Source organism: Roseibium sp. (assembly GCF_048260565.1).
In the GTDB taxonomy this organism is placed as follows: domain Bacteria; phylum Pseudomonadota; class Alphaproteobacteria; order Rhizobiales; family Stappiaceae; genus Roseibium.
In genome coordinates this window covers 988,936-1,010,249 of the sequence record NZ_JBLXGP010000001.1, presented here as the reverse complement: position 1 = coordinate 1,010,249, position 21,314 = coordinate 988,936, and the positions used below count along the sequence as shown (strand labels likewise).

The window sequence follows — 21,314 nt, the reverse complement described above, 5'->3', positions numbered from 1 at the left end:
ATGGCACCAACCAGGGCCGGGGTGGCAGGAATGTTCTAAAACGGCAAGGAGAAGGCAGCGCGTGCGCCTTGGTTCAGGGCTTTGGAACCGAACTCGCCCTGATAGCTGAAGGTGAACCTAGCACCGTTATCCAGATCGAAGTTCAGGCCCGCCTCGAACAGGGCCGTGTCGCGGTCGATCGGGCTGCCTGCGACGGTGAAGGCATTGCCGCCGGCAAAGCGCATTCTCGCGCCCGGAGTGACATCGCCGAAGGCATGACGCCAGCCGAGCATGCCGTGCAAGGAGGCCGAGAGGCTTTCTGTGGCGGCAAATTGCCGGTCCGCCCGCAGCCCCAGGGTCGTCAGCCCAAGCGTCTGCGATGACGACGACACGGTGAGCGCCGCCGCGCCGCCGGTCTCGGTAAAGCCATCGCTGTGCTGATGGATGAGGGCGGCAGCGGCGAAGGGCTCGAACCGGGCATAGACCGTGTCGATTTTATAGCCCAACTCGCCGAAGGCTTGCGCGGTCGCCGCAGCATAGTTGGCCTTCAGTGTATTGTTGAGTGCGCCGGCAGTGACGTTGCGCGTGGTAGACACGTCGTGCCAGGTCAATGACGTGCCGAGGTGCACGCCGAACGCGCCGGACTGACGGCCTGCGTAGGCGCCAATCGTATAGTTATCGGCATCACCGGAAGAGGTACGGGCATCGCTGTCGAACTGGGATGTGCCGAAGCCTGCGACGACACCGGCGCGCCAGCCGCTGAAGACATCCGCGTCCAGGCCGAGGAAGAAGCCGCCGCTGTTATAGTCCAGGGCCGCTGCATTGCCGTCGCTGCCGGTCCGGCCCCAGCTGCCATAGGCCTGGCCCCAAGCGACAGCCCCCTTGGCCGTCTCTAGTGCGCCGCCGTCTCCGTGAAAGGCAACCATCGGCATGTCGCTTGCTGCCAGCCCGTCGAAGGCCGAGCGGATCCGAGCGTTTACGGCATCACGGCCAAAGCGGCTTTCCTGAAGCAGCAGGCCGCTGGCGGACGGATGGATCTCGCCGGAAAGACTGTCGAAGGCAGCGCGTGCGCTGGCCTCGCCGAGCACGACGACCGCGTCATAGAGGCTGTTGCCACTGCCGAGACTGTCGAAGGCACCGGCCGTCGCACTCTGGTTCGATGTGCTTGCGACGGAGGCAAAGGTGTAGTCATTGCGCAGGAGTGTCAGATAGGCGTTTTGGGCGTCATAGCCAAGGGAAGCATCAAGAAAGGCGAAGCTGTCGGAGACCGAGTCAAAGGTGCCGGTCACGCCGCCAGCTGCGGTGAGGATCGTGTAGGTGGTGGACGTAGCATAGGTCGAGCCGTCGTCGGTGCCGTTTTCCGGCGAGACGCTGACCGTGGCGCCGCTGTCGATGGTCACGGCTCCTGTTGCGCTCAGCAGGTCGGAATTGCCGGCGTCGTCGACCTCGACCGCATAGGTGCTGCCGGAGGCAAAGTCGGCATTGCCGGCGACGTTGAGCGTGCCGATGGAATTACCCGGGGCAATGGTGCTGCCGGAAGTCGTGGTCACCGCGCCGACCGTGCCGGAGCCGCCGAGTGTGCCGCCGGAGAGGAGGTTGACGCTGCCGGCAAGGCTGCCGTTGACCGAGAGCGTTCCGGCAGAAACCGTCGTGGTCCCGGTATAGGTGTTGGTGCCCGTCAGGATCAGGTTGCCGGCTCCGGATTTGGTGAATGTGCCGGTGCCGGAGATCACACCGCCGTAGGTCAGCGCGTCTGAGCGGTTAAAGATCAGGGCGCTGTTGTTGGTGATGTCGCCGGTGAGGCTGCCACTGGTGCCGCCATCGCCGATCTGCAGTGTTCCGCTTGAGATCGTCGTGCCGCCGGAATAACTGTTGCTGCCCGTCAGTGTGAGCGTGCTGCTACCGGCCTTGGTCAGGCTGCCGGTGCCGGAAATGACACCGGCATAAGTCACGGCGTCGGAGCGATTGAAAGCGAGAACGCCGTTATTGGTGACGTCGCTAGAGATGCTGCCGGTTGTCCCGCCATCGCCGATCTGCAGTGTGCCGACTGAAATGGTCGTGCTGCCGGAATAGGTATTGGACCCTGTTAGCATCAGCGTCCCGGTGCCGGCCTTGGTCAGGCTGCCGGTGCCGGAGATATTGCCCGAGATAGCCGCGTTCGCCGAGTTGGTGATCGTCGCGTTGTCGCTGAGGACCATGGCGTTGTCGATGGTCGTGGCGCCGGTGATGGCAAGGTTGCCGCCGTTCAGGGTCAGTGTTCCTGTGCCCAGATTTCCGTCCGAACTGAGGGAGAGCGTGCCGCCGGTGATGGTCGTGGTGCCACTAAACGTATTGTTGCCCGAGAGCGTCAGCGTGCCGGAACCGGCCTTTGTCAGTCCGCCGCTGCCGGAGATCACATTGGAAAGGGTAACAGCCGCGCTGTTCGTGACCGTGGCGTCGGAGTTGAGCACGAAAGTCTTGTTAATGGTTGTAGCGCCGCCGATCTCCAGGTTACCGCCATTGAACGTGAGGCCGCTGGTCCCGTCGATGCTGCCACTATAAATCAGGAGGGTTCCGCCGCTGATGGTGGTGGCGCCCAAATATAAATTCGTGTTGGCCAGCTCCAGCGTTCCAGCCCCGGATTTGGTCAGTCCGCCGGCACCTGAAATGCTGCTTGCAACCCTGACAGTTTTCCCGCTGGCAACGTCGATGGTGCTTGAGGAACTCGTCGTCGAGATCGGGTTTGCGAAGGTCGTGGCGCTGGTTCCTGTCAGTGCCAGAGTGCCCCCCGCGAGCGTTAAGCCGCCGGATCCAAGTCTCTGTGCAAGATCTATGGATACGGTTCCGGAGGAAATCGTCGTTGTTCCGCTATAAGACGTGTTGTTGCCCGTCAGCGTCAGTGTACTTGAGCCGGACTTGGTCAGATTGCCGGAACCGGAGATCGCGCCCGAAAGGGTGGCATCCGCGCTGTTTGTAAGCGTCGCGTTGGAAGAGAGCGAGAGTGCATTGTATATGGTCGTGGCGCCGGTGATGGCGAGGTTGCCGCCATTAAGGGTAACAGCGCCAAAACCGAGATTGCTGTCGGAACTGACAGACAGGGTTCCGCCGGTAACGGTCGTGCCGTCGGAATAGGTGTTGTTGCCGGTCAGGGTCAGGATGCCGGCACCGGATTTGGTGAGGCCGTCAAAGCCGGAGATAACACCAGAGAGCGTGACGTCGGCGCTGTTGTTGATCGTGCCGCCGCCGTTGTCGAGGTTGATCTGATTGCTGATTGTGGTGGCCCCGGTGACGACAAGCGTGCCGTCTGAAAGGCTCAGTTTCCCGCTGCTAAGGGCAGCACCATTGCCAATCGATACAGTGTCCCCGCTTGTCACCCGTATGGATACCGGCGCCGGGGTATTACCGATGCCTACCGTTGTCTTGACCATCGTGTTGGTGCCGCCGAGCGTGACCGTGAGGTCGGAGTCCGAGTCGCCGATAAGCAGCGCCCCGCTGCCGGTAATGTTCGAGTTGATGGTCAGAGACAGCGGGGTCCCAGTTCCGGAGATGTTCAAAGTACTGTTGCTGATGTCGAGTGCTATGTCATCGCCTTCGATGGTCAGATCGTCCGTGCCGCCGGACAGCAAAAGACTAGTTGTCCCTGTGTTGGTAAGCGTGACCGCACCCGATGTCAGTGTAATCGTCTGGGCTCCGGTCAGTCCGGTGAAATTCAGGGCGTTCGAGCCCGCAGCCGCCCGGAACGAGCCAGTTCCGCTATCATTGGTATTTGTGATGCTATCGGCCAGGGCAGGGGCCATCATCAGCGGTACAAAAGAAAGGCTGCCGCCGGTCAGGGCCGTCGCCAGCAGCGCGGCACGGCGGACCGCTCGGGCGCTCGGAAACGACATTTGATGGCGAACGAGGAAGTCCCGCGAATTTAAAACCTGTAATGGATGCATTATTCTCCGTCAGCACTTAAAAATTCGGCTTGGATGCTGTGGTCCCGGGATCGGGCGCAGCTGAACTAGCCCCAAGGAATCAACACCTTGGCGCAAGCTAAAACGAGATTGGGAAGCCAGCTATCCGATTTCCGCAAAGCCGGAAAAATTTGGCCGGTTTGCACGAGTTTCAGGACGTCAGCGTTTCCGAAGGCGTGACGCCAAACATCCGCTTGAAGTCGCCGGCAAAGCGGCCGAGATGGAGAAATCCGAAGCGCATCGCCACCTGGGTGATCGTCGTGCTATGCGGATCTGCGGCCGCGAGCGCTGCGCGGACACGGTTCAATCGGCACCTGCGCAAATAGGCCAGCGGAGACAATCCGACATATTCGCGAAAGGCATATTGCAGCGTACGTTCCGACACGCGCAGCGCCTGGCAGATCTCAACGACCGTAGGCAACGTGTCCGCGTCCGGTCGATCATCGACGAAGCTGCGCGCCTCGCGGCCTATCTGCAGCGCCCGCACACGTTCGTTGAACGATGGTGCGATGTTGTCTTGCGAAACTGCCGCGATCTGCAGAACGGTCTGCAGGAGATGATTGCGCAGGATGGCCGGATCTAGGCTTTCGCCACGCAAGGCGACGTCCTGAGCGGTCTTCAGCCAGAGATCAACTGCCTCCTGGAAGTCGCTGCGCCGGCGGGAAATGAGCGGTACGACACCTTGTGGGGGGCGTTCCCAGAAGGCTGGATTGAGTGCCCGCGCGCTGCACAGGAACTCTTCCTGGCTGAGCCCGACATAGGCGGTCTCGCAACCGGCGGGAATATGGATATCGAACTCGACGTTGGCGGGCAGGAAGAAAACCGTATCGTCTTGCTCGCCGCAGTGTTCGGAGAAGCGGGCGGTCGGAATTTGGGTGCAGACAGAAACGGTACAGAAGTCCGCAGGCGTAATGCCCAGTTTCTGCACCGAGGTATCCTGATGCTCGCGGACGATCTGCTGGCTTCCGAGATCCAGGCTGTCCAGCCGAGCCACCTCGCGGCCGTCGCTTAGCTGGTAGCAATCCATAGAGACCCAGGGCTGCAGCGCTGCCTGGTCGGAGGCATCCTCGATCAGGCACGACTGCGGCTCCACGGCGCCTTGATGGGCGCTTTTGCGAGTGCCTGTATCGGGCTCTTTTGTCCGGTCTGATTTCATGGCTCGCCAGTCGGCCGTTATTGTCCGTCGGATGATGGACCAAGGATCGGCTGCAGTATAGGGATAATCAATTCGACGGCCATTGATGGACCAAGGCGCTGTAATGCTTTAACAATTGGACCAGGAATTTTCGTGCGAACCGGTGCTGCGGAACCGCATGATTTCCGAACTTTCCACCCCAGCAATCCCGGAGATTTGCCTTGTCCTTAGATCGCCTCGATTTCGATGCCCACCGGATTCTGGCCGGGCTCAAGCCCTGGGTCGAATGTGAAAGCCCGACCTATGATGCAGCCGCCGTCGACCGGATGATGGATCTGGCGACCTATGATCTGGTCGCCGCCGGTGCGGCCATCGAGCGAATTCCGGGCCGCATGGGATTCGGCGGATCCGTCCGGGCGACGTTTCCGCACAAGGATGCCGGCAAGCCCGGTATTCTGATTTCCGGCCACCTCGATACGGTTCATCCGATCGGCACGCTTGACGTGCTGCCCTGGCGGATAACGGAGGGCAAGTGTTATGGGCCGGGCATCATGGACATGAAGAGCGGCAACTATCTGGCAATCGAAGCGTTGCGCCAGATGGCGCTGGCGGGCATCGAGACGCCCTTGCCGGTGACGATCCTGTTCACGCCGGACGAGGAGGTCGGAACACCGTCCACCCGGGATCTGATCGAGGCCGAGGCGCGCAAGAACAAATATGTGCTGGTGCCGGAGCCGGCCAGCGCCGATGGCGGTGCGGTGACCGGGCGTTATGCCATTGCCCGCTTTAATCTGAAGGCTCAGGGCAAGCCGAGCCATGCCAGCTGGGCGCTGGAAGATGGACGGTCGGCAATTGCCGCCATGGCGAAGAAGATCCTGGAGATCGAGGCCATGACCACGCCCGACTGCACATACAGTGTCGGGGTCGTCCATGGCGGGCAATGGGTGAACTGCGTGTCGTCGCTGTGTGAGGCCGAGGTTCTGAGCATGGCGAAGCGTCAGGAAGACCTGGATGCCGGCGTGGAACGCATTCATGCGCTGAACGGCGAGGAAAACGGCGTCGTCTTCGAGGTCACGCCCGGCGTGACCCGGCCGGTCTGGGAGCCTGGCGAAGGGACCATGAGGATGTACGAACTCGCCCGGGATATATCTAAGGAGATCGGTTTCGATCTGTCCCATGGCAGTGCCGGCGGCGGATCGGATGGCAATTTCACCGGCGCCATGGGCATTCCGACATTGGATTCCATCGGCGTTCGCGGCCGGGGACTTCACACGCTCGACGAACACATCTTCATCGACAGTCTGGTGGAGCGGGCGAAGCTCATGGCCGGCCTGCTGACGCGGCTCACCTGAAGGTTGGCAATCCAGATGATGGAAACAAGTGGGGCGGGCTCTTGGCCCGCCCGTCTTGAACGATCTGTCTCTACGTCATCATCGTTCCATAGTGCGGATCACTGTTCCCGCATCATTCCTTGTCGGATTTCAGCCGGTACCGGAAATCGCAGTAGGGGGCGCCCTTCATGATGGTCTGGGTGCGGGTCAGTTCCATCTTCGGATTGTAGCCGATGCAGAAATCGCCATCGCGGTTGCAGGACAGGAGATGGCCGATGTCGCCGAGCCCCATGTCCTTGTAAACTTCCGAATAGCGGCAACGCTTCACGTTGAACTTCAGCTTGTCCGGCGCCTTTTCGAGCACCTCGATTTCCAGGGCATCGTCCATTTGCCAGAGCGGCAGCAGGTCGGCGAAGTCTTCCAGGGTCGGTTCGCTATCTTCCTTTTCCCGGAACTCCTTCCCCTGAGCGATGGCGGAATTGGAAACGGCCTCGCCGATGACGGCCTCTGCCTCTTCCCGTCCGTGACGCTCCACCAGAACGTCGAACACGCATTTCAGGATCTCCGCCTCGATGCGGCGTTTTTCGATCATGGGAAGCGCCATGGAACTTTCCTTTCGTTTAAATGTCTCCGGCAGATTCGATGGTCAGTTGCTTGCGGCAACATGGCCTCCGAGATAGGCGTCGGCTACACGGCTGTCGCTGGCGAGCTCCCGGGCCGTTCCCTCCATCACGATCCGGCCGCCTTCGATCACGGCGGCCCTGTCGGCGATCCGAAGGGCTGCCTTGGCGTTCTGCTCGACGAGCAGGATCGAATAGCCTTCGGTCCGGATCTTTTCGACGAGATCGAAGATGAAACGCACCAGCATGGGCGCCAGGCCGAGCGACGGCTCGTCAAGAAGCAGGACCTTGGGTTTGCGCATCAACGCTCTGCCGATGCACAACATTTGCTGCTCCCCACCGGAAAGGGAGCCGGCGCTCTGTTTCAAACGTTCCTTGAGCTTGGGAAACAGCTTCAGAACGTGATCGAGCTCTCTGGTTTTGAGCGGACCACCGCCGATGGTCAGGTTCTCCAGAACGCTCATGTTGGAAAAGATCTGCCGGCCTTCGGGGGCCTGCAGGATGCCCTTTTCCACGATCTGGTGGCTTTTCAGCCCGATGATGTTTGTTCCGTCATAGCGGATTTCGCCGCCGGTCGGATGATAAATCCCGGAAATGCAGCGCATCAGGCTGGTTTTGCCGACACCGTTCGCGCCGAGGATCGCGAGGATCCCCTTCTCGGGCAGGTTCAGGCTGACGTCATGCAGGATATCCTGAACGCCGATCCGCAGGGACAGGTTTTCGATCTCGAGAACGTTCATTCGTCGTCCACCCCCAGATAGGCTTCCAGGACTTCCCGGTTCTGCCGGACCAGGGCCGGCTCCGCATCGGCGATCTTGCGTCCCGAAGCAAGGACCACGATCCGCTCGCAGATGTTCATGACGAGACCCATGTCATGTTCCACGAGCATGACGGTAAGTCCCTGCGAATGCAGATCCTTGATGAAGGCGGCCAGTTCCGCCGTCTCGGAATCGTTCAGACCCGCTGCCGGTTCGTCCAGGATCAGGAGATCCGGTTTCATGGCGAGCGCGCGGCCGATTTCCAGATACTTGCGTTTGCCATAGGCAAGGTTCGCAGCGAGGTCGTTTGCGTATTCGGTGAGCTTCACCTTTTCCAGCGCTTCCCAACTGCGTTCGGAAATTGCCTGTGCTCGGCTTGAACCGGCGGCGATCGCCTGCCACGGGCTTTGGCCGATGGCGCCGACCGCGCCGACCGAAACATTGTCGAAGACGGTCATGTTCGGAAAGACACGCAGGTTCTGAAAGGTGCGCGAGATGCCCAGGTCGGCAATGGCGGAGGGTTTCAGTCCGCTGATCTTCCTGCCGCGATAGCGGATCTCCCCGGAGGAAACCGGCGTGAAGCCGGAGATCAGGTTGAACAGGGTGGTTTTCCCCGCGCCGTTCGGGCCGATCAGGCCGATCAGCTCGCCTTCACCGACCGTGGTCGTCACATTGTCGACGGCCATCAGGCCACCGAAGCGGCGTGACACGTTGTCCACTTCCAGCATCGCGTTCATTTCCAGCCCACCTTCTGCCTGTCGGGATTGTTCTGCCAGGCGCTGTTCAACTGTCGGCGGACGAAATTGAGCGCGGGAACTTCACCGAAGAGCCCTTTGGGCAGGAACAGGATCGAGCAGAACAGGACGACACCGACGACAATATTCCGTATGTCCCCGACCGCACGCAGGGCTTCCGGCAACAGGATCAGGAGCAGAGCGCCGATGATGGCGCCGGGAATGCTGCCCAGCCCGCCGACAACGACCATGGCCAGGATCAGGATCGATTCCGAGAAGTCGAAATCGCCCGGGGAGATATATCCGGTGGTATAGGCCCACAGCGCACCTGCGATCCCGGCAAAGAAGGACGAAATCATGAAGGACTCGATGCGCAGACGTACCGTGTCGATGCCCATGGCGTCGGCGCACTGGTCGTCCTCGCGCAGGCTGCGCAGGGCGTTGCCGTAATAGGAATGGCTCAACCGGTGCAGGATCCAGATGGATATGGCGACCGTGACCGCGACAACGAAGTAGGTGCCGATCTCACTTTCGACCGTATAGCCGAAGAGATCGATGCCCGAGAACAGAATGACCCCGTTCGGTCCCTTGGTCACCTCCACCCAGTTCTGCAGCACAAGATAGATCATCTGGCCGATGCCGAGGGTGGCGACGGCAAAATAGATACTGACCAGACGCATGGTTGGAAGGGCAACCACGAAGGCCACCGCAGCCGATCCGAGCCCCGCCAGCGGCAGGCCGATTGTGAAACCGATGCCATAGTCGGTGCCGGCAAGCGCCGCGATATAGGCGCCGACACCGTAAAAGGCCGCATGGCCGAGATGCAGGAGACCCGCGACGCCCGTTACGAGCTGCAACGACACGGCCAGCAGCGAAAAGATGAGTGCAATCGTCGCAATCTGATAGAGGTAGCCCTGATCGAGATAGGCGAGCAGCGCTGGAAGGGCGGCGAAGAGAAGCGCCAGAATGGCAATCTTCAAAAACGCCGATCGGAAGAAGTCCTTAGACACGTTCCCTCCTCGCTCCGAAGAGGCCTTGCGGGAAAAACACCAGGGTGACGATCAGAAACAGATAGGCGACCATATCCGCCCAGACGGAGGAGACGAATGTGGTCGACATGCTTTCCGCGACCCCGAGAATAAGTGCGGAAATCACGGCTCCTGGGATGGAACTCAAACCGCCCATGACCATGGCCACGAACGCCTTGATGCCCGGAATGAAGCCCATCGAGGGAAAGACGGCTCCGTAGTAAAGCCCGACGAGGATGCCTGCGAGCGCACCCATCATCGAGCCGATGACGAATGTCAGGACGATGGTTCTGTCCGTATTGATGCCGACATACCTCGCACCGAGCGGGTTGTTGGAGACGGCACGGATCGACAGGCCGATGGAGCTGTATTTCAAGAGATACTGCAGGCAGCCCAGCATCAGCACGGAAACAACGAAAATGATGATGTCGCCGTTCACGATCGTGATCGGGCCGAGTTCGATCGGCTTGTTGATCAGATAATCGATGTCAATGGTCTGGAATTCGGAACCGAATACGAGTTCCATGAATTCGCGCGCAATGATCGACATGGCGAGAGAGGACATGAGCGTGGCCTCGCGCATCGCCCGCGATTTGAGGGAGGCTTCGTCGGAGAACCTTCTGAACGGTCGGAACGCGATCCGCTCGAGACTGAACCCCGCCAGAGCGCCGACCGCCAGGACGATAAAGACGATAATGAGTAACGGCGGGCCGAAGGCCGCAATGGCCATGATGCCGGCAAAGGCGCCAATGGTGTAGACCTCGCCGTGGGCGAAGTTGACCACGTTGAGAACGCCGAAGATGAGCGTGAAGCCGATCGCCATCAGGGCATAAATCATGCCGAGCGAAATGCCGATCGTCAGCTGCTGCAGGTAATAGGGATCTATCACGGATGTCTGTCCTGACAAGCAAGGAACATGGGGCCGAAAGCACTCCCGCCCGGCTTGCTGCTCGGCCGATACCGGGCATGCCGGCAATCGGTCGGTCGCAAGTGCCGGTCAGTCCGGCCGGGTTGCGAATGTCCCGCCCCGAAGGAAGCCGATCGGGGCGGGAAATCCAAACGTGTTATTTGACCGGGACAAACGTTCCGCCGGAAACGGTCGCTTTCGTCAACTGTTTCAGGGCTTCGCCGTTCTCGTCGAAGGAGGTTACGCCGGTGATACCCGGATAGTCCTTGGTCTTGGCGAGTTCGTCGCGCACGTGCTCGCGGCTCAGGTCCGGATACGCACGAGCGACGGCTTCCAGCATGATATTGACCGCGTCATACGCCTGAGCCGGAAACTGTCCAGGCTCCTCGCCATCGCGGGCGGCTTTCCATTCCGTTACGAAAGCCTTGACGTTGTCCGCATCGCTGTTCGGCAGGAAAGTAGCGGTCAGATACAGACCTTCGGCCGCAGGACCGGCCAGTTCGACCAGTTTCTGATTATAGGCGGCGGACGTGGAGTGAACCGGAATGTCAGCGCCGAGCTGCTTCATCTGTTTGAGGAACTGCGCGCCGTCCTCATAGAAGAAGCCGGTGTAGATCGCATCCGGCTTGGCGCGTTCGATCTTGGTGATGATCGAGCGGAAGTCGGGCAGACCCCGGTTGAAGAACTCGGTGAAGACCACTTCGCCGCCGTTGGCCTCGACCTTTGCGGAGAAATCCTTGACCACCGACTGTCCCCAGTCGGTCTGTTCGGCGATGACCGCAATCTTCTTGTAACCGAGTTCATTCATCCAGTCGGCATTGAAAACGCCTTCCTGGGCCTGGGTGGTGATGTTTCGGAACTGCCACTTTGAAATCTTGGCATAGTCGGGATGGGAGGCCGTCTGACTGAGCTGCGCCATGCCGGCTTTCTTGTAGACCTGTGCCGCGGCCATGGAAACGGTCGAGGTGAAGTCACCGATGACCGCAACAATCCGCTTGTCGTCCACGAACTTCCGGGCGATTGCAACGCCTTCTTTCGCATCGGAGCGTGAATCTTCGAAAATGATCTCGACCGGAGCCTTGAGTTTCCCGGAGGCGTTGAAGTCCTTGAGTGCGATTTCCGCGGCGGTCTTGAAATCCTGGCCGTACTGAGCGGTATTCCCGGTAAGCGGGAGCTGATAGCCGAGGTATATCGTATCTTCGGCAAGAACGCCTGCCGGAGCCGCAAGTAAACCAACTGCTCCGCAAAGCAGGCCGAAACAATTTCTACGTGTGACGCTCATAATTTACTTCTCCTGTATCTGGAAGGGGTTATTTTCGTTTTTTATTAAATAGATGGATTCGGATGGTGATACCGAACAGCTTTACCCGATACTTGCGCCGGGCTCCACCTTAAGCAAGCAACAACCTGATTTTCCTTTGGTCCACGTTTCGCCTTTGAAGGTGAAACCCGCCCGGGTGAACAAGCCCCCGTCGATGGCGCCTGCCGCCTTGCACAGCAATTCGAGATCTTCCTCGTTCCGGCCCTGTTCCACCCACGTGTCTTTCAGAGGGCAGCGATGAAACTGGATTTCGAGTCGTTCGTCGTCGCATTTTTTGATTTCAGGCGCGAACATCTCGGAGGCGCAGGGTATGCCGGCGATGAATTCATCCTTCAGGCCGGACAGATCGTTCGGACCCAGGTGCTCGAACTTGCCGCCCATGTCCTTGCCGAGACGGCGGGTCGATTCCGCAATCAGTTCGACCGCCTTATCGGCTCCGAATTCCTCGCGCAGCACGTCGAACATATGGGCGTAGGCTTTCGCCCGCATGGCAAAGGCGGCCTTGAGCATATCCAGGGTAACGACCGGCTGGCTTGTTGTGTCTTGCGTCATCGGGGTGTCCTTCGGTTTCTTGTCTCACAGATTCAGTCGCGCCCGTCGCGCCACCGGTAGAGCGGCAGCATGACCGGTGGCGCGACAGTCTTGATGAGACTGTGGAGCGGGATCGGTTTGGGATCGGAAAGGGGCAGGGCGAGATCGGAAACCGGCTGTCCGGCAATCGCGGCTGCCAGTTCCCGACCGAGCGATACCGACAGGCCGACGCCGCGGCCGTTGCAGCCGGCCCAGCACCAGAAATCCGGACCGAGCTGACTGATGAACGGGAACCGGTCCTCGGTCATGCCAATATAGCCGTTCCATACGAAATCGAACTTCGGCATACCAAGAACCGGAAAGGCCTCCTGCAGCCTGCGGCCGACAAGGGGCTTCAAGCGTTCGGCACCGTTCAATCCGCAGGCGAGTGCGCCTCCGGTCACAAGGCGGTTGCGTTTGTCGAAGCGGAAGAAGCGCAGGTCGCCATGCGTGTCGGAAACGGCCTCGCGGCCGGGAACGATGGTCTTGCGCTGTTCGTCCGTCAGGGGAGCGGTGGCCATTTGCCAAGACAGGACCGGCACGACCGAGCGGGCGATTTTCGGAGCCAGGGCCGAGGTGAAATGCCCGGTATAGGCGTTGCTCGCGAGCATGACGGCGCGGGCCGTCACTTCGCCATTCGGCGTTCGCAGGCACCACTTGCCATCCCGGCGCTCCATGGAAGTCACCGGTGTTTTTTCATGGATCGTCACGCCGCGCTTCTCGCACGCAGCCGCCAGGCCCCGCGCCAGCGCAAGCGGATTGATGTGGCCGCCGGTCGGATTGTACATGCCGCCGTGCCAGAGATCCGAACCGAGCACTTCTTCGCATTCCGCCCGGTCGAGCAAGCGACAGGGCGCGCCGCGCTTTGCCCATGCCTCCACGCGCTTTCGGCTCAGGGCCAGCCGGCTTTCACGGTGCGCTGGTTGGAACCAGCCGGTCTGCTCTGCCTCGCAGTCTATGTTTTCCTCGCGGGCGGTATCGAACAGGTAGCTCGCGCTGTCCCTGATCAGTCCGACGAAACGCTCACCGGCTTCGCCAAACCGATCTTCGATCGCGTCCGGTTCCGCTGCGGTCATGGTCGGTATGACCTGGCCGTTGTTGCGGCCGGAGCCGCCGAATCCGACTTCCATGGCTTCAAGCAGCATCACCTGATGACCGGAACGGGCGAGATGAAGGGCCGTGGACAGTCCTGAGAATCCGCCTCCGATAACAGCGATATCGGTTTCGGTTCTGGCCTGGAGTTGCGCTGCAGCCTCGCGCGGAGGCGATACGTCCGCCCAAAGAGAAGCCGAGATCTGCTGACCTGAAATCATGTACCTGTCCCGTCATGAGTTCGCCGGGGAGATGGCGAGCTTTCGGATGACGCCCCACGGGATGTCGTCCAATGGATAGAATCTTGGGACCGTTCGATCAATTGATTGAGGACGGTTTCCGTCTCTTCCGGACGCCAGAAGAGGGAAAGGTCGTCCGGGGTCGGGACGGGGGGCTTTCGGGATACCTTGCCTGCTGCATGTTCGTTCGACTGCGAGGCTGCAAGATTCCCTGCCATGGCAAGGCACTGCGAATAATCCGGAGTATCGGCAACGCAAAGGCGTGCCGCCCTGCTTTCCATGAGCGCGTCGAAAAGGGTCGCCGGTTTTCCGTGAGTGCCGGTATCGGACGGTATGCTCCAAACGCCCGTTTTGGGGTCGGCTTTGTAAAGCGGCAGGAACGCAGCGCCGTGATCTGCAATGAAGCGGACGGCTTCGATAATGTAATCCTGTGTCGGCTCATCGAAGAAGTAATTGAAACCAAGCCTGACCCAGCCGGGCCGCACGATGCTTTGTCCATCGCTTACCTCAGCTTCATAACGGGCCGCATCGGTGTCGTCGATGTTCAAAAGCGCATGGCCGTATGGACCGGCACAGGAGCAGCCGCCACGTGCCTGGATTCCGAAGAGGTCGTTCAAAAGGGCGACCACGAAGCCGTAGTGCAGCCATTTCGAACCGCACCGAATATTGAATGCAAAGATACCGATACGCTCTGCATGGGCGGAGCCGAGAACCTCGATGTTAGGATACGCCGACCAGGCCCGCATCGCCCGTTGGGCCATGGTTGCTTCCCGCCGTTCGATTTCCCCGGCGCCGACACGGGATTGGAGTTCCAGCGCAAGACCGGCCTTGATATCGCCGACGATATTGGGCGTTCCGGCCTCTTCACGGCGCTCGATACCGGAAACATAGCGATGGCCGTCGGCCGTCACATAGCTCACGGTACCGCCGCCCGTCATTGTCGGCATGATTCCGTCAAAAACGGCCTTGTCGCAAATCAGCAGGCCCGAAGCGCCCGGTCCGCCGATGTATTTGTGGGGCGAGAGGAACACCGCGTCGATGTGATCTCCGCATCCGGGGGTCGTTTCAGCCATTGCAATCTGCATGTACGGCGCGCCTGCCGCGTAGTCGCAGCAGAACAGGGCGTCGTAGGCATGCAGCAGCCGAGCAAGGCGCCTGACATCGGTCTTGATGCCGGTCACGTTGGATGCTGCGGAAAAAACGCCGATTTTTGGCGCATCGGCCCCTGTGGATTTCAGTTCCCGTTCGAGAGTGGCGAAACATATGCCGCCGTCCGCATTCAAGGGGATCCGGCAGATTCTCGCACCGCTCTCGCGCCAGGGGAGATCATTGGAATGATGTTCGTACGGCCCGACGAAGACAACGGGCCTGGTGTCGTCCGATGTCGCGCGCGCGTCCGGTCTGCGCGGCAGGGTACCCTGCAGTTGAAGAGCCCGGCACAACTTGTTGACGGCAGCCGTCGCGCCGGAGCCCGTGAAAATGACGGCATGCCGGTCGCTTGCTCCGACCGCCTGGCGAATGGTTTCGCGGGCGAGTTCCCGGAGCAGCGTCGTTTGCCGGCCGGTATAAGAGGTTTCCGTGTGCGTATTGCCGTAGTCGGGAAGGACGACCTCGCGAATGAGATCCTCGATGAAGGCCAGGCCGCGTCCAGAGGCGACGTAATCGGCGTAAACCAGCGGCCGGTATCCGAAAGGGGTTTTAATGGGATGCGCCTCGCCGATGACGCCGGCGCGGATCGTCTCGATCAGAACGTCCGTATCAGCTTCTCGCAGCGTCGAGAGGAAGTTTGGTACTTCGCTTGATTTGTTCCATTGAGAAGCAGGAAGTGACATCATTGAGCTCGATCAGGTCGATGAATTTCTTGTAAAAGGCGTCGTATGAAGAGTTGCTCTTAGTTATTACTTTTAGAATATAGTCATATTCACCAGCCAGCCGGTTTACCTCTACAATTTCTGGGAATTTATTCACGGTTGCGTTGAACCTTTCCAACCAGGCGGTGTTGTGCTGGTTGGTGCGGATCATTACGAAAACCGTAAGTTCGAGACCGATTTTGCTTTGATTCAAAAGCGTTACGCGGCCATCGATATATCCCTCGCGCTCGAGCTTCTGAAGGCGACGCCAGCAGGGCGTCGACGAAAGACCTACGCGTTCAGATAGCTGAGCTACAGATAGACTAGCATCATCTTGTAATATGGAAAGTATCTTTCGGTCGAATTCATCAATTTGCATAGTTCGTCCTAAGAATGGAACTTTGTGAGGACATATATCCTATTCTTCTTTGGAATGGGGCTCAATGGGGAATGAGTCTTCTAATGTCTTATGCAGCACCGGATGAGATTGGCGCACGTCGCCGTTCGATTGGCTGCATGCCTGTGTGCTGAGAGGTATTTGTCGTGCCGATGCTCTAGGGTCGGGTGTGCCGTGCCGGTCTGCGCCCGGGCAGGAGCGACCATTTTTTCAACCATGGTGGAGACGCAGTTCGCCACTGATGGTCGTTAATTTTTATGTTCCGACCGGACATGTACGATTCAACAGGTTTACCGGGTGCGTGTCCGGCATGTCGCGATCATTCGGATTTACGCCACATGCTCTCTTGAATTGTTTTGCCGCATGTCTTTATCCCAAAACCGGCATCCACTTTTGGGAGACATGCACTAAATCCGTCGCAATCTGGTCAGATCTTTGTTCGCGGCTCCGCCGGTCACGATTTCCCGAGTTCGTCGCGGCTGGCCGTCAGATAGATTTCCGCGTTGTTCGACAGGGACGGACCGAGATAGCCGCCTTCCTGGATGAGGGCGGTCGGCAGGCCCATGCGGACGATCTCGCGCGCCATGATCTCGAACCCGGCGCCGGTCATGCCGACTTCCGACAAGGGATCGTCCTGGGCCATATCGAAGCCGAGGGAAATGACCAGCGCTTCGGTGCCAAAGTCCTGAATGGCCTTGATGCCTTCCCGGAACCGTTCAAGAATTTCAGCTTCCGTTGCGCCCGGCTTCAGCGTGAGGTTCAGGGTCGCGCCCTTGCCCTGGCCTTCGCCGGTCTCATCGGCATAGCCGAGGTAGTAGGTCGGATAGATGTCCGGATCCACATGCAGGGAACACAGGAAGACATCGCCGCGCTCGTAGAAGATATCGAGCGTGCCGTTTCCGGTGTGGGTGTCGATGTCGAAGACGGCGACTTTGCCGTAGTCCTGACGCAGCACCTGCGCGGCAACGGCCGCGTTATTGAAAAAGCAGAAACCGTTGGCGCCATTCGACATGGCATGGTGTCCGGGAGGACGGCACAGGCCGTAGACCATCCGGTCACCGGAAATAACCCTGCTGGCCGCCTCGATGGCTGTCTGCGCCGACCAGTAGATCGCTTCCCAGGTGTTTTCCGTCAACGGCACCGAAGTGTCGGTCGCATACCATCCGAGTTGGCCGTAGATCGACGAGGAACACCGGCCGGCACGCCGTCCCGGGTGATAGGTCGGAATGGGCTCGGCATCGCCGGCGGCTTCCCGCCAGCGCGCATAGGCGTCTTTCCAGAAATCGACGTAGTCGGGATCGTGGACGGCCTTGATCGGTTCTTCTCCATGGTCCTGCGGCGGCTCGATCTCAAAACCGTTTTTCAGGAGCATGTCGCGGATCAGGATCGCGCGTTCCGGCTGTTCCGGGTGGGGGATATAGGCGCCCCGGCGGAAGTAGCGCTCCGGATTGTGCTTGAGCTGACGTTCGTCGAAGATCGCTTTCATGGGGGAGACTGCCTTAATACCCTATGGTCCGGTCGACCGTGTTGCGTGGATTCCTGCCCGCTGCCACGTCGCACGCGGCCTGGACGACCTGCTCCGCCATCAGCCTTCGTGAGGAATCGCTGGCCTGGTGGGGCGTGATCAGAATGCGTTCGTCTTTCCACCATGGATGGTCGGACGGCAGAGGTTCTGTGTGAAAGACATCCAGCGATGCGCCGCCGATCCGGCCGCTGTTCAAGGCCGCATCCAGGTCCTCGTCGACGAGATGTTCGCCGCGTCCGAGCTGGATCAGGCGTGCACCGGGAGGCATGGCGGCAAAGAGTTCCGCATTCAGAATGCCTTTCGTCGCGGCCGTCAGGGGGAGGACGTTGACCAATGCCTGAGACTGTGCGGCCGTGCGCATCACTGCGTCATCACCGATCTCGAAACGAATGCCTGGATGCTGTTCGTCTTCAGGGGCATTTCGAACCGCCGCAACAACGGGAAAGCCCATGGCGGCAATCGCCCGGCCGATCGCCTTTCCCATGAGGCCGTAACCGAGCAAGCCGACCGTGTAATTGCGCGGGGATGGGGCAATGTCGAAATTCTGATGTTTCCAGATCCCCTGTGCCTGGTTCTTCAGATAGAAACCCATATTCCGGTGGTGCCAGATGACATGCCAGGCCGCGAAGCCGGCCATCAGGTCTGCCTGGTTATCGTCCTGAACACGGGTGACGTAAGCTTCCGGCGGCAGGCTCGGGCAGCCGACAATGCTGTCCACTCCGGCGGCGATCGAGCAGGCCAGTTTCAGATTGGGGTAGGGCGTAAAGGCATCCGCCGCCGGATACCAGGTCAGGGCGAAGCGAACGGCTTCCGGGTTGTCGATCTCCTTCGGCCTGCGCAGGCGGACCCGGTCGGCATGGGGTTCGAAATACCGGCTGTAGAACGCTTCCAAATCGTAGCGCTCACCCAGGTAAACGCCTTCCACCAGCGTCGAAGTCGCGTCAACGTGGTTCATTGCCGATCCGCTCCAGGCCGCACCAGTCGGCAATAAACAAGGCGATTGCCCCCGTGACGCACTTGATTGAGGACAGGCTGACCCGTTCGTCGAAGCCGTGGATGTTTTCCGTAATCGGTCCATAGACGAGACAGGGCATGCCGGCATAGATCACGAAGACACGGGCGTCGAGATAGCCGGGGGTGACGAAGCTCTCCAGCGTGTTTCCGGTGGCATGCCGGTGGGCCTCTGCGAGCGCCTTTTCCGCATCGGTGTTTTCCTCCAGAACATAGCCGCGGGCGAAGAAGCCGTTCCAGGTCACCTGGGGAGGACGGTTGCCGAGGAAACTGTCGTTGCCGAGATCGGCTGCCAGGTAGTCCTCGATCTGTTTGGCGCGGTCTGCCGGGTCGTCTCCGGGATAGATGGCGATGCGGCAGTGGAGCTTGCACCAGGCGGCGACTGTGGACGCCCAGTCTCCGCCCTCGATCTTGCCGACGTTGAAATTGATCGGGTGATCCAGGTCCTCGAAATAGGGATAGTTGATCTTCTCCGCATTCCATTCCTCGGTCATGCGTTTCAGGCTTTCGATGACCCGGTAGCTCGCCTCGATCGCATTGGCGCCGGTGCCGGCTTCACGCACATGGACCGGATGGCCCGCGACCAGAATTTCGAACCAGAGCACGCCGCAGTTGGCGCGCACCAGCATCTCGTCTTCCGGTTCCGGGATGATAGCGGCATCGGCGGTGTAGCCTTCCACCAGACAGGCAAGAGCGCCGTTGCCGGTGCACTCTTCTTCCACCACGCTCTGGATATGAACCTTGGCTGCGGGCTGAAAGCCGAGACGCTTCAGGGCATCGAGCGCGGAGATATTGGCGGCTATGCCTGCCTTCATATCGCCGCCGCCCCGGCCGTAGAGCCAGTCACCGACGCATTTGGGCTCAAAAGGAGGGGAGACTTCCCACATGTCATGCGGGCCTTCCGGCACCACATCCATATGGCCATTGAGGATCAGGGATTTGCCCCGGATTTCCTTCGGCATGTGGGTCGCAACGACATTCAACGCGTCGGTGTAGTCGACCGTCACCGGAGAGAAGCCTGGATGATCGTGGATCTTGCCGATGTCTATGGCGAAGGTCTCGACTTCATAGCCGCGCTCCGCCAGTTCCTTGTGAATGAATTCCTGGGCCGGCTTCTCCTGACCGCGCAGGGACGGAAAGCGGATCAGGTCGGAGGTGAAGGCGATTTGCTCTTCGAAGCCGGCGTCCACGGACTCCAGTATCGCTTTGCGGAAAGTGTCATCCACGTTCAAGGTATCCCGTCATGTTGTTTAGCCGGCGGCCGCCAGTTCCTTTTCGCGGCCGGGGATGGCCTCGATCAGGGACCGGGTGTAGTCGCTCTTGGGATTATTGAAGATCTCGTCGGCCGTGCCCAGTTCGACCAGGTTGCCCTTTTGCATCACGGCGATCCGGTCGCTGATCTGGGCGGCGACCCTGAGATCGTGGGTGATGAAGACAAGAGACAGATTGAGACGTTGCTTCAGTTCCGCCAGCAGGTCGAGAACCTGGGCCTGGATGGAAACGTCCAGCGCGGAAACGGCTTCGTCGGCGATGATGATCTTCGGTTCCAGGGCAAGCGCCCGTGCAATGCCGATCCGCTGACGCTGTCCTCCCGAGAACTCGTGCGGATAGCGGTCGATGGCCGACGGGTCTAGGCCGACCAGTTCGAGAAGTTCCGCGGCCCTGTCGTAGGCTTGTTTTGCGGGCGTGCCGTGGGCGATGGGGCCTTCGGCGATGATACGGCCGACCCTGCTGCGCGGATTAAGCGACGCGAAGGGATCCTGGAAGATCATCTGGATCGATTTGCGCGCGGTTCGGAGCCTTTCCCCAGCCAGCGCGGCCATGTCTTCGCCGTTCAGAAGGACGGAGCCTTCGTCCGGATCCTGCAGGCGCACCAGGCAGCGGCCCACGCTGGACTTGCCGGACCCGCTTTCGCCGACGACGCCGAGCGTTTCACCGACACCCAGCTTGAAGCTGATTTTGTTGACGGCATGCACCACACGTTCCGGACCGCCGAAGAGACCTCCGCCGGACCGATAGGTCTTGGTCAGTCCGACCACTTCCAGAATGGGTTTGCTCTTTATCGCTTCCTGAGTCTCACCTGAGTGGAGCTTGGGGATCGCCGCGATCAGTTTGCGCGTATATTCGTGCTGGGGGTTGTCGAGCACGTCATCTGCGTTGCCTTGTTCCACGATCTTGCCGAATTGCATGACCGCGACCCGGTCGGCGATTTCCGCCACGACGCCGAAATCATGGGTGATGAACATCACCGCCATGCCATGCCGGTCCTGAAGATCTGCGATCAATTCCAGGATCTGTGCCTGCGTTGTGACATCAAGGGCCGTGGTCGGCTCATCCGCGATCAGGATCTCCGGCTCAAGTGCCAGCGCCATGGCGATCATCACGCGCTGGCGCTGCCCGCCGGAAAGCTGGAACGGATAGGCTCTGGCCGCTTTTTCCGGATCGGGGATGCCGACTTCCGTCAACAGCTCGATGGACCGGGCCCGGCGCTGGGCCGGGGTCAGAAGATTGTGGGCTTCGAACACTTCCGCGATCTGGTCGTCCACCCGCATCAGCGGATTGAGGGCGGACATGGGTTCCTGGAAGATCATGGCAATCTTCCGGCCGCGCAAATCGCGCAACTCGTCTTCCGACAGTTTCAGAAGATCCATGTGGTCGAACAGGATCTCACCCGCCGTGGGGTGTACCAGATCGGGCAGGAGGCCCATCATGGCATTGGCGGACATGGACTTGCCTGAACCGCTTTCCCCGACGATGCACAGGATCTCGCCCGCGTTCAGTTCCAGGGAAACGCCGTCGACGGCAAAGGGACGGTCGGCGCCTTCCGGCAGGGCGATCTGAAGCTCGTTGATGCGCAAAACCGGTTTGGATTGGGTCATGAC

At 60.1% G+C, this 21,314-nt stretch carries 17 protein-coding genes; 1 reads left to right on the top strand and 16 read right to left on the bottom strand.

What is annotated here, in order from left to right; translation table 11 throughout:
* Positions 1 to 35: 35 nt before the first annotated feature.
* Both ACN0SO_RS04610 and ACN0SO_RS04605 read right to left on the bottom strand, forming a co-directional pair.
* Positions 36 to 3,845 (bottom strand): autotransporter outer membrane beta-barrel domain-containing protein, encoded by a 3,810-nt coding sequence (locus tag ACN0SO_RS04610; protein ID WP_417674978.1) that lies wholly within the window; start codon positions 3,843 to 3,845, stop codon positions 36 to 38.
* A gap of 220 nt (positions 3,846 to 4,065) precedes the next feature.
* A complete protein-coding gene (locus ACN0SO_RS04605; RefSeq protein ID WP_417674976.1) occupies positions 4,066 to 5,007 on the bottom strand; it encodes a helix-turn-helix domain-containing protein in 942 nt (313 codons plus the stop codon).
* A gap of 263 nt (positions 5,008 to 5,270) precedes the next feature.
* Here ACN0SO_RS04605 and ACN0SO_RS04600 point away from each other — a divergent pair, with 263 nt between their 5' ends.
* Positions 5,271 to 6,401, top strand: a complete 1,131-nt coding sequence (locus tag ACN0SO_RS04600; RefSeq protein ID WP_417674974.1) for a M20/M25/M40 family metallo-hydrolase — start codon at positions 5,271 to 5,273, stop codon at positions 6,399 to 6,401.
* A 112-nt stretch (positions 6,402 to 6,513) separates the two neighbouring features.
* Here ACN0SO_RS04600 and ACN0SO_RS04595 read toward each other — a convergent pair whose 3' ends face one another.
* The 14 genes from ACN0SO_RS04595 to ACN0SO_RS04530 all read right to left on the bottom strand — a co-directional run bounded on the left by ACN0SO_RS04595 (position 6,514) and on the right by ACN0SO_RS04530 (position 21,311).
* Positions 6,514 to 6,984, bottom strand: a complete 471-nt coding sequence (locus tag ACN0SO_RS04595) for an L-2-amino-thiazoline-4-carboxylic acid hydrolase (protein WP_417674972.1) — start codon at positions 6,982 to 6,984, stop codon at positions 6,514 to 6,516.
* A 42-nt stretch (positions 6,985 to 7,026) separates the two neighbouring features.
* On the bottom strand, positions 7,027 to 7,740 hold the full coding sequence (locus ACN0SO_RS04590; protein WP_417674970.1) for an ABC transporter ATP-binding protein: 714 nt from the start codon (positions 7,738 to 7,740) through the stop codon (positions 7,027 to 7,029).
* Positions 7,737 to 8,495, bottom strand: a complete 759-nt coding sequence (locus ACN0SO_RS04585; RefSeq protein WP_417674968.1) for an ABC transporter ATP-binding protein — start codon at positions 8,493 to 8,495, stop codon at positions 7,737 to 7,739. The genes ACN0SO_RS04590 and ACN0SO_RS04585 overlap by 4 nt, the downstream gene beginning before the upstream one ends.
* Complete coding sequence (locus ACN0SO_RS04580; protein WP_417674966.1) at positions 8,492 to 9,502, bottom strand: branched-chain amino acid ABC transporter permease; 1,011 nt, start codon at positions 9,500 to 9,502, stop codon at positions 8,492 to 8,494. The genes ACN0SO_RS04585 and ACN0SO_RS04580 overlap by 4 nt, the downstream gene beginning before the upstream one ends.
* Positions 9,495 to 10,409 carry a branched-chain amino acid ABC transporter permease gene (locus tag ACN0SO_RS04575; RefSeq protein WP_417674964.1) on the bottom strand — a complete coding sequence of 305 codons (915 nt, stop codon included), beginning with the start codon at positions 10,407 to 10,409 and terminating at the stop codon, positions 9,495 to 9,497. The genes ACN0SO_RS04580 and ACN0SO_RS04575 overlap by 8 nt, the downstream gene beginning before the upstream one ends.
* A gap of 175 nt (positions 10,410 to 10,584) precedes the next feature.
* Positions 10,585 to 11,709, bottom strand: a complete 1,125-nt coding sequence (locus tag ACN0SO_RS04570; RefSeq protein ID WP_417674962.1) for an ABC transporter substrate-binding protein — start codon at positions 11,707 to 11,709, stop codon at positions 10,585 to 10,587.
* 81 nt (positions 11,710 to 11,790) lie between these two features.
* Positions 11,791 to 12,300 carry an L-2-amino-thiazoline-4-carboxylic acid hydrolase gene (locus tag ACN0SO_RS04565; protein ID WP_417674960.1) on the bottom strand — a complete coding sequence of 170 codons (510 nt, stop codon included), beginning with the start codon at positions 12,298 to 12,300 and terminating at the stop codon, positions 11,791 to 11,793.
* 32 nt (positions 12,301 to 12,332) lie between these two features.
* Positions 12,333 to 13,631, bottom strand: a complete 1,299-nt coding sequence (locus tag ACN0SO_RS04560) for an NAD(P)/FAD-dependent oxidoreductase (protein WP_417674958.1) — start codon at positions 13,629 to 13,631, stop codon at positions 12,333 to 12,335.
* On the bottom strand, positions 13,628 to 15,481 hold the full coding sequence (locus ACN0SO_RS04555) for an aminotransferase class V-fold PLP-dependent enzyme (RefSeq protein ID WP_417674956.1): 1,854 nt from the start codon (positions 15,479 to 15,481) through the stop codon (positions 13,628 to 13,630). Before ACN0SO_RS04555 ends, ACN0SO_RS04560 begins: the two co-directional genes overlap by 4 nt.
* Positions 15,408 to 15,872, bottom strand: a complete 465-nt coding sequence (locus ACN0SO_RS04550) for an Lrp/AsnC family transcriptional regulator (protein ID WP_417675050.1) — start codon at positions 15,870 to 15,872, stop codon at positions 15,408 to 15,410. Before ACN0SO_RS04550 ends, ACN0SO_RS04555 begins: the two co-directional genes overlap by 74 nt.
* A 478-nt stretch (positions 15,873 to 16,350) precedes the next feature.
* Complete coding sequence (locus ACN0SO_RS04545) at positions 16,351 to 17,382, bottom strand: histone deacetylase family protein (RefSeq protein WP_417674954.1); 1,032 nt, start codon at positions 17,380 to 17,382, stop codon at positions 16,351 to 16,353.
* 13 nt (positions 17,383 to 17,395) lie between these two features.
* Positions 17,396 to 18,376 carry an NAD(P)-dependent oxidoreductase gene (locus ACN0SO_RS04540; RefSeq protein WP_417674952.1) on the bottom strand — a complete coding sequence of 327 codons (981 nt, stop codon included), beginning with the start codon at positions 18,374 to 18,376 and terminating at the stop codon, positions 17,396 to 17,398.
* Positions 18,363 to 19,664: an ArgE/DapE family deacylase gene (locus ACN0SO_RS04535; protein WP_417674950.1), complete on the bottom strand. Its 1,302-nt coding sequence runs from the start codon at positions 19,662 to 19,664 to the stop codon at positions 18,363 to 18,365. The genes ACN0SO_RS04540 and ACN0SO_RS04535 overlap by 14 nt, the downstream gene beginning before the upstream one ends.
* A gap of 18 nt (positions 19,665 to 19,682) precedes the next feature.
* Positions 19,683 to 21,311 (bottom strand): ABC transporter ATP-binding protein, encoded by a 1,629-nt coding sequence (locus ACN0SO_RS04530; protein WP_417674948.1) that lies wholly within the window; start codon positions 21,309 to 21,311, stop codon positions 19,683 to 19,685.
* Between the last annotated feature and the right edge of the window lie 3 nt (positions 21,312 to 21,314).